The 7033-nt window shown below is 71.0% G+C and carries 5 protein-coding genes; 4 read left to right on the forward strand and 1 reads right to left on the reverse strand.

The features are described 5' to 3' along the window. Window positions 1-132: 132 nt before the first annotated feature. Window positions 133-3264, reverse strand: a complete 3132-nt coding sequence (ileS, locus tag ACFV18_RS32750; protein ID WP_380488958.1) for an isoleucine--tRNA ligase — start codon at window positions 3262-3264, stop codon at window positions 133-135. 583 nt (window positions 3265-3847) lie between these two features. Here ileS and ACFV18_RS32755 point away from each other — a divergent pair. From ACFV18_RS32755 to ACFV18_RS32770, 4 genes are all read left to right on the forward strand, one after another. After that, window positions 3848-4348 (forward strand): TraR/DksA family transcriptional regulator, encoded by a 501-nt coding sequence (locus ACFV18_RS32755; RefSeq protein ID WP_380488959.1) that lies wholly within the window; start codon window positions 3848-3850, stop codon window positions 4346-4348. Between the two features lie 124 nt (window positions 4349-4472). Beyond that, a complete protein-coding gene (lspA, locus tag ACFV18_RS32760) occupies window positions 4473-5195 on the forward strand; it encodes a signal peptidase II (protein ID WP_380488962.1) in 723 nt (240 codons plus the stop codon). A gap of 51 nt (window positions 5196-5246) precedes the next feature. Beyond that, window positions 5247-6185: an RluA family pseudouridine synthase gene (locus ACFV18_RS32765; RefSeq protein WP_380488960.1), complete on the forward strand. Its 939-nt coding sequence runs from the start codon at window positions 5247-5249 to the stop codon at window positions 6183-6185. Between the two features lies 1 nt (window position 6186). Further along, window positions 6187-6648 carry a GNAT family N-acetyltransferase gene (locus ACFV18_RS32770; RefSeq protein ID WP_380488961.1) on the forward strand — a complete coding sequence of 154 codons (462 nt, stop codon included), beginning with the start codon at window positions 6187-6189 and terminating at the stop codon, window positions 6646-6648. The last annotated feature ends 385 nt before the right edge of the window (window positions 6649-7033 follow it).

The raw sequence follows: 7033 nt of genomic DNA on the forward strand, positions 1-7033 counted from the left end.
TGTGGTGTGGAGCCTAGACACCTCCACCACACCGGAGGTCTTCACTTTGATCAAGCCCTGCACCGTCAACAACGCTTGTGGTCAATACACCTAGCGGGCCGGGAGGTACCCCCACGCGCCCCTGTCGGTGCTTTATGCCTTGCGGAGGGTGAACTCCAGGGCGAGGCTTTCGTCGGAGAAACGGGGGGCGTCGGGGTCGGTGATGGTGAGGCCGAGGGATTCGGCCAGGACCTCGGCGGCGACCAGGGACTGGTGCTCGGTCAGGGCGGCGAGGGTGTCCTCGTCGGTGGTGGCGAGCTGGAGGTGGATGCGGTCGGCGACGTCGAGGCCGGAGTTCTTGCGGGCCTCCTGGATCTGCCGGATCGCGTCGCGGACCACGCCGAGGCGCTTGAGCTCGGGGGTGATCGCCAGGTCGAGGGCGACGGTCGCGCCGGACTCGTTGGCGACGGCCCAACCCTCGCGCGGGGTCTCGGTGATGATGACCTCGTCGGGGGAGAGGGCCACCGTCTCGCCGTTCAGTTCGACCGAGGTCTGGCCGGTGGCGCGCAGTTCCGCGGCGAGGCGCGCGGCGTCGGCGGCGGCGACCGCCTTGGCGACGTCCTGGACGCCCTTGCCGAAACGCTTGCCGAGGGCGCGGAAGTTGGCCTTGGCGGAGGTGTCGACGAGGGAGCCTCCGACCTCGGCCAGCGACTCCAGGGTGGAGACGTTGAGTTCCTCGGCGATCTGGGCGCGCAGGTCGGCGGGGAGCTCTTCCCAGCCCTGGGCGGCGATCAGCGCGCGGGACAGCGGCTGGCGGGTCTTCACGCCGCTCTCGGCGCGGGTGGCGCGGCCGAGTTCGACCAGGCGGCGGACCAGTGCCATGTGCTTGGAGAGCTCGGTGTCGATGAGCGCCTCGTCGGCGACCGGCCAGCTGCTGAGGTGGACGGAGAGCGGGGCGTCCGGGGTGACCGGGACGACCAGGTCCTGCCAGACCCGCTCGGTGATGAACGGGGTCAGCGGGGCCATCAGGCGGGTGACGGTCTCCAGCGCCTCGTGCAGGGTGGCGAGCGCGGCTGCGTCGCCCTGCCAGAAGCGGCGGCGGCCGCGGCGGACGTACCAGTTGGAGAGGTCGTCGACGAAGCCGGACAGCAGCTTGCCGGCCCGCTGGGTGTCGTACGCCTCGTAGGAGGCGTCCACCTCGCGCACCAGGGTGTGCAGTTCGGACAGCATCCAGCGGTCCAGCTGCGGGCGCTCGGCAGCGGACGGGTCGTTCGCGGAGGGGGCCCAGCCGGCGGTGCGGGCGTACAGGGCCTGGAAGGCGACGGTGTTCCAGTAGGTGAGGAGGGTCTTGCGGACCACTTCCTGGATCGTTCCGTGGCCGACCCGGCGGGCCGACCAGGGGGAGCCGCCGGCGGCCATGAACCAGCGGATCGCGTCGGCTCCGTGCTGGTCCATCAGCGGGATCGGCTGCAGGATGTTGCCCAGGTGCTTGGACATCTTGCGGCCGTCCTCGGCCAGGATGTGGCCCAGGCAGACGACGTTCTCGTAGCTGTTCTTGTCGAACACCAGGGTGCCGACGGCCATCAGTGTGTAGAACCAGCCGCGGGTCTGGTCGATCGCCTCGGAGATGAACTGCGCCGGGTAACGCTGCTCGAACAGCTCCTTGTTGCGGTACGGGTAGCCGTACTGCGCGAACGGCATGGAGCCCGAGTCGTACCAGGCGTCGATCACCTCGGGCACCCGGACCGCGGTGGTGGAGCACTGCGGGCAGGGGAAGGTGACCTCGTCGATGAACGGGCGGTGCGGGTCGAGGCCGGACTGGTCGGTGCCGGTCAGCTCGGAGAGCTGGGCGAGCGAGCCGACGCAGGTCAGGTGGTCGTCCGTGCAGCGCCAGATCGGCAGCGGGGTGCCCCAGTAGCGGTTGCGGGACAGCGCCCAGTCGATGTTGTTGTTCAGCCAGTCGCCGAAGCGGCCGTGCTTGACCGTCTCCGGGTACCAGTTGGTGGCCTCGTTCTCGCGGATCATCGCGTCCTTGACGGCGGTGGTCCGGATGTACCAGGACGGCTGCGCGTAGTACAGCAGCGCGGTGTGGCAGCGCCAGCAGTGCGGGTAGCTGTGCTCGTACGGCAGGTGACGGAACAGCAGGCCGCGGGCCGACAGATCGGCGACCAGGGTTTCGTCGGCCTTCTTGAAGAACACCCCGCCGATCAGCGGGACGTCCGCGGCGAAGGTGCCGTCGCTCTCCACCGGGTTGACCACGGGCAGGCCGTAGCGGCGGCAGGTCGCGAGGTCGTCGGCGCCGAAAGCGGGCGACTGGTGGACGATGCCGGTGCCGTCCTCGGTGGTGACGTAGTCGGCCGTCAGCACGTAGTGGGCGTCCGGGATCTCGACCAGCTCGAACGGGCGCTGGTAGGCCCAGCGCTCCATCTCGGCGCCGGTGAAGGACTCGCCGGTGGGCTCCCAGCCCTCGCCGAGGGCCTTGGCGACCAGCGGCTCGGCGACCACCAGGCGCTCGTTGCCGTCGGTGGCGACCACGTAGGTCACCTCCGGGTGGACGGCGGCGGCGGTGTTGGAGACCAGGGTCCACGGGGTGGTGGTCCACACCAGCAGGGCGGCGGTGCCGGCCAGCGGGCCGGAGGTGAGCGGGAAGCGCACGAACACCGACGGGTCGACCACGGTCTCGTAGCCCTGGGCCAGCTCGTGGTCCGACAGGCCGGTGCCGCAGCGCGGGCACCACGGGGCGACGCGGTGGTCCTGGACCAGCAGGCCCTTGTCGAAGATCTGCTGGAGCGACCACCAGACCGACTCGATGTAGGACGGGTCCATGGTGCGGTAGGCCTGGTCCATGTCGACCCAGTAGCCCATCCGCTCGGTGAGCTCGGCGAAGGCGTCGGTGTGCCGGGTGACCGACTCGCGGCACTTGGCGTTGAACTCGGCGATGCCGTACTTCTCGATGTCCGGCTTGCCGGAGAAGCCCAGCTCCTTCTCCACCGCGAGCTCCACCGGCAGGCCGTGGCAGTCCCAGCCGGCCTTGCGGGCCACGTGGTAGCCCTTCATGGTGCGGAAGCGCGGGAAGACGTCCTTGAAGACGCGGGCCTCGATGTGGTGCGCGCCCGGCATGCCGTTGGCGGTGGGCGGGCCCTCGTAGAACACCCATTCGGGGCGGCCCTCGGACTGCTCCAGGCTGCGCTGGAAGACCTTCTGGTCCCGCCAGAAGGAAAGGATCTGGTGCTCGAGCGCGGGCAGGTCGACCTGCGCGGGAACGGTGTTGTAGGTGGGCGACATGGGGTGCGTCTACCTCCGGCGGATGCGTGGACTGGCTCCGACGGAGGGACGAGACGGCGAGCCGCCCCGCGGTACCACCCTCCTTGACCGCGCGCGCTGCGGCCCTCTCTTTGGGTTTGCTGCCGGGTCTAGTAGGCCCTGACCGGGCCGTTCTTCCGGCGGCTCCGGGGTGATCTTCCCGCCGTGCACACCCCCGGGCTCGCACCGTCCCCGGGTCGCTCATGGCTGCGTACGTCGGTACTCGTCCCATCTGCGCCTTGCACGGCCCAGTGTATCGGCCCCCGCAAGCCGTTTCGCGCACCCGTGAGCCGGGGCCCGGGTGGTTAGCCGGAGGCGTTCTGGGCACAACTTGTGCAGCGCCGGGACTGACGGAGGCTGGGTGGGTGGGATCGAAGAAACGCTTCGGTATGTCCCGTTGTGGGGCGATTCGATGAGGTTTATCGTTCCGGGACCGGCAAGATCGTCGGGAACCGACGCTTCTGATCATTCGTGAATGAGGTCGAAAGCCATGGCTGAGAAGGCGACAGGAACCGTGACCGCGAGGTCGCGCAAGGCCGTGGCGAGCGACCCTGGGGAGGGGACCGTGAGTACTGCGCGGCGAAAGACCGGCACCACCGGACACACCGCGGCCAGCAGCCGCACCCACGTGCCGGCCGGCTCCGGCGCGCGCGGCGCCGAGGCGGTGGACCCGGCCGAGCTGCCGGTCCGGTCCGGCGAAGAGCCGTGGACGGCCGCCGAGGTCGCCGAGCTCCACGACGAACTGGCGTCCGACCTGCTGCGGCTGCGCGCCGAGATCGAGGCCTCCGAGGCCGCCATCGCCGGCCTGATGCGGGACTCCAACGACGGCGCGGGCGACGACCAGGTCGACGCCGGCACCAAGAACATCAACCGGGAGAGCGAGCTGTCGCTCGCCAACAACGCGCGCGACAGCCTCGCCCAGACCGAACGCGCGCTGGCCCGCCTCGAAGGCACCGGCTTCGGCCTGTGCGAGTCCTGCGGCCAGCCCGTCGGCAAGGCCCGCCTGCAGGCCTTCCCGCGCGCCACCCTCTGCGTCAGCTGCAAGGCGAAGCAGGAACGTCGCTGACCGCCGGCTGCGCCTCGGCCGCCCCCCGCGCGGCGCATTGCCCCACAGGGCGGCCAACGGGCCGACGGGTGTCGTACTCTCGTCCCCGTAAGGTCGACCGGAATATCCCACGGCAGCGGAGCGGATCATCAGCACGCCAGGTTCCCACCAGACCCAGGACGACGCCGTCCCCGGCACCCCCTCCGCCTCCGCCGAGGCGGGTGAGCGGGTGAGCCCTGCCGCGCCCGAGGAACGGCGGGGCGAGGAGCGCCGGGCCGGGGGTGGCGCGACCGCTGCCGAAGGCGGCCGTGCGGTGGTCCGCCGTCGCCGGATCAGCGTGCTGCTGGTCGTCGCGGTGCTCGCTTATCTGATCGACCTCGGATCCAAGCTGCTGGTCGTCGCCAAGCTGGAGGACCACACCGCGCCGATCCAGGTGATCGGCGACTGGATGACCCTCCAGGTGATCCGCAACGGCGGCGCCGCGTTCGGCATAGGACAGGCGCTGACCGTGCTGTTCACCGCCATCGCCACCGGCGTCATCGTGGTGATCTGGCGGATCGCGCGACGCCTGTACAGCCTGCCCTGGGCGATCGCCCTCGGCCTGCTGCTCGGCGGCGCGTTCGGCAACCTCACCGACCGGCTGTTCCGCTCGCCGTCCGCGTTCCGCGGACACGTGGTCGACTTCATCTCGGTCCAGCACTTCGCGGTCTTCAACCTCGCGGATTCGGCGATCGTGTGCGGTGGGATCCTGGTCGTGCTGCTGTCGTTCCGCGGCACCAACCCGGACGGGACCACGCACGGAGCTCCGGCCGCTTCGGCCGAGGAGAAGACCGCGGGCGAGGGTGAGGACGGGGAGTCCAAGGCCTGAGGCCCCCACTGGCGGACGTCGGGCAGGTGCGGGTCGGGCATACTCGGGTGGGTGAGTATCGCAGCGCAGACCCGTAGCCTCCCCGTACCCGACGGCCTGGAGGGTGAGCGGCTGGACGCCGCCCTGGCCCGGATGTTCGGGTTCTCCCGCACCAAGGCCGCCGAACTCGCCGCCGACGGCAAGGTCAGCCTGGACGGCGCGGTCGCCGGGAAGTCGGACCGGGTCACCGCCGGGTCCTGGCTGGAGGTCGAGATCCCCGCCCCCGCCGCGCCGGTCCAGATCGTCGCCGAAGCGGTCGAGGGCATGCGGATCATCCACGACGACGACCACGTGGTCGTCATCGACAAGCCCGTCGGCGTCGCCGCGCACCCCAGCCCCGGCTGGACCGGCCCCACCGTCATCGGCGGCCTGGCCGCCGCCGGCTACCGCATCTCCACCTCGGGCGCCGCCGAGCGCCAGGGCGTCGTGCACCGCCTCGACGTCGGCACCTCCGGGATCATGGTGGTCGCCAAGTCCGAGCGCGCCTACACCGACCTGAAGCGGCAGTTCCACGACCGAGTCACCGAGAAGAAGTACAACGCGCTGGTCCAGGGCCACCCCGACCCGCTGTCCGGCACCGTGGACGCGCCGATCGGCCGGCACCCCAGCAGCGACTGGAAGTGGGCGGTGACCCGGGACGGCAAGCCGTCCGTCACCCACTACGACCTGATCGAGGCCTACCGCGCCGCCTCCCTGCTGGACATCAAGCTGGAGACCGGCCGCACCCACCAGATCCGGGTCCACATGTCCGCGCTGCGCCACCCCTGCGTCGGCGACCTCACCTACGGTGCGGACCCGACGCTCGCCAAGCGGCTCGGCCTGACCCGGCAGTGGCTGCACGCCGTCTCGCTCGGCTTCGAACACCCCGAGGACGGGCGCTGGGTCGAGTTCACCTCCGCCTACCCCGACGACCTGCAGCACGCGCTGGACGTCATCGCGGCGGAGAGCTGAGATGGCCGTCGTCATCCGGGTCGCCGCCGACGAGGAGGACCTCGCGGCGGTGTGGGCGGTGCGGCGGGCGGTGTTCGTCGAGGAGCAGGAGATTCCTGCGGAGCTGGAGTACGACGAGTACGACGCGACATCGGTGCACCTGCTGGCGGTCGGGGAGGACGGCGCTGCGCTGGGCACCGCGCGGCTGATCTCGGGGGCGGAGGCGCTCGGGCTCACCGAGGGCGTCCAGGACCGGGTGCTGCTGGGGCGGCTCGCTGTGGTTCGTGAGGCCCGTGGCACCGGTCTGGGTGTGCGGCTGGTGCGGGCTGTGGAGGAACTCGGGCGCGAGCGCGGCGCGAAGGAGCTCGAACTTCATGCGCAGGTGCGGGCGTTGGGCTTCTACGAGCGGCTCGGGTATGCGGCGGAAGGGCCTGAGTACGACGACGCGGGGATTCCGCATCGGACGATGACGCGGGTGCTGTAGGTCGGGTTGGTCCGCCGGTGGGCGGTGGTAGGTGGTGAAGGGCTGCGGTCGGGAGGGTGGGCCGCAGTCCTTTGCGTTGGGTGGGGGTTGGGGGTTGGGGGGTTGGGGGAGAGGGGCGAGGGAGGGGGCGCGGCGGCGGGTGATGGCGGTGCGGGGGGTGGGGTGGTTGGGGTTTTTGCGCCCACCCGCCCGCCCGTTGCTCGCCAGCGAAGAAGTAGGGGTGAGGAGGGGCGGGGATGTGAGGGGGGAGGGTGCGGGGGTGGGTGGTTGGGGTCCTTTGGGGCGCCCCCCCCCCCCGGCGCGCAGGTGGGGTAGTTGTTGGGGGGTGGGGCGGTGGTCGCGGCGGTGGGGGAGCAGGGTGCGGTCCATCGGGAGGATCGGTTTT

The sequence above is a fragment of the Kitasatospora sp. NPDC059673 genome, assembly GCF_042734215.1.
GTDB lineage: Bacteria > Actinomycetota > Actinomycetes > Streptomycetales > Streptomycetaceae > Kitasatospora.

Bases quoted from the DNA above. Each gene is read 5' to 3' on its own strand.
- ACFV18_RS32770 (WP_380488961.1), top strand. From the start codon at position 6,187: ATGGCCGTCGTCATCCGGGTCGCCGCCGACGAGGAGGACCTCGCGGCG.
- ileS (WP_380488958.1), bottom strand. From the start codon at position 3,264: ATGTCGCCCACCTACAACACCGTTCCCGCGCAGGTCGACCTGCCCGCG.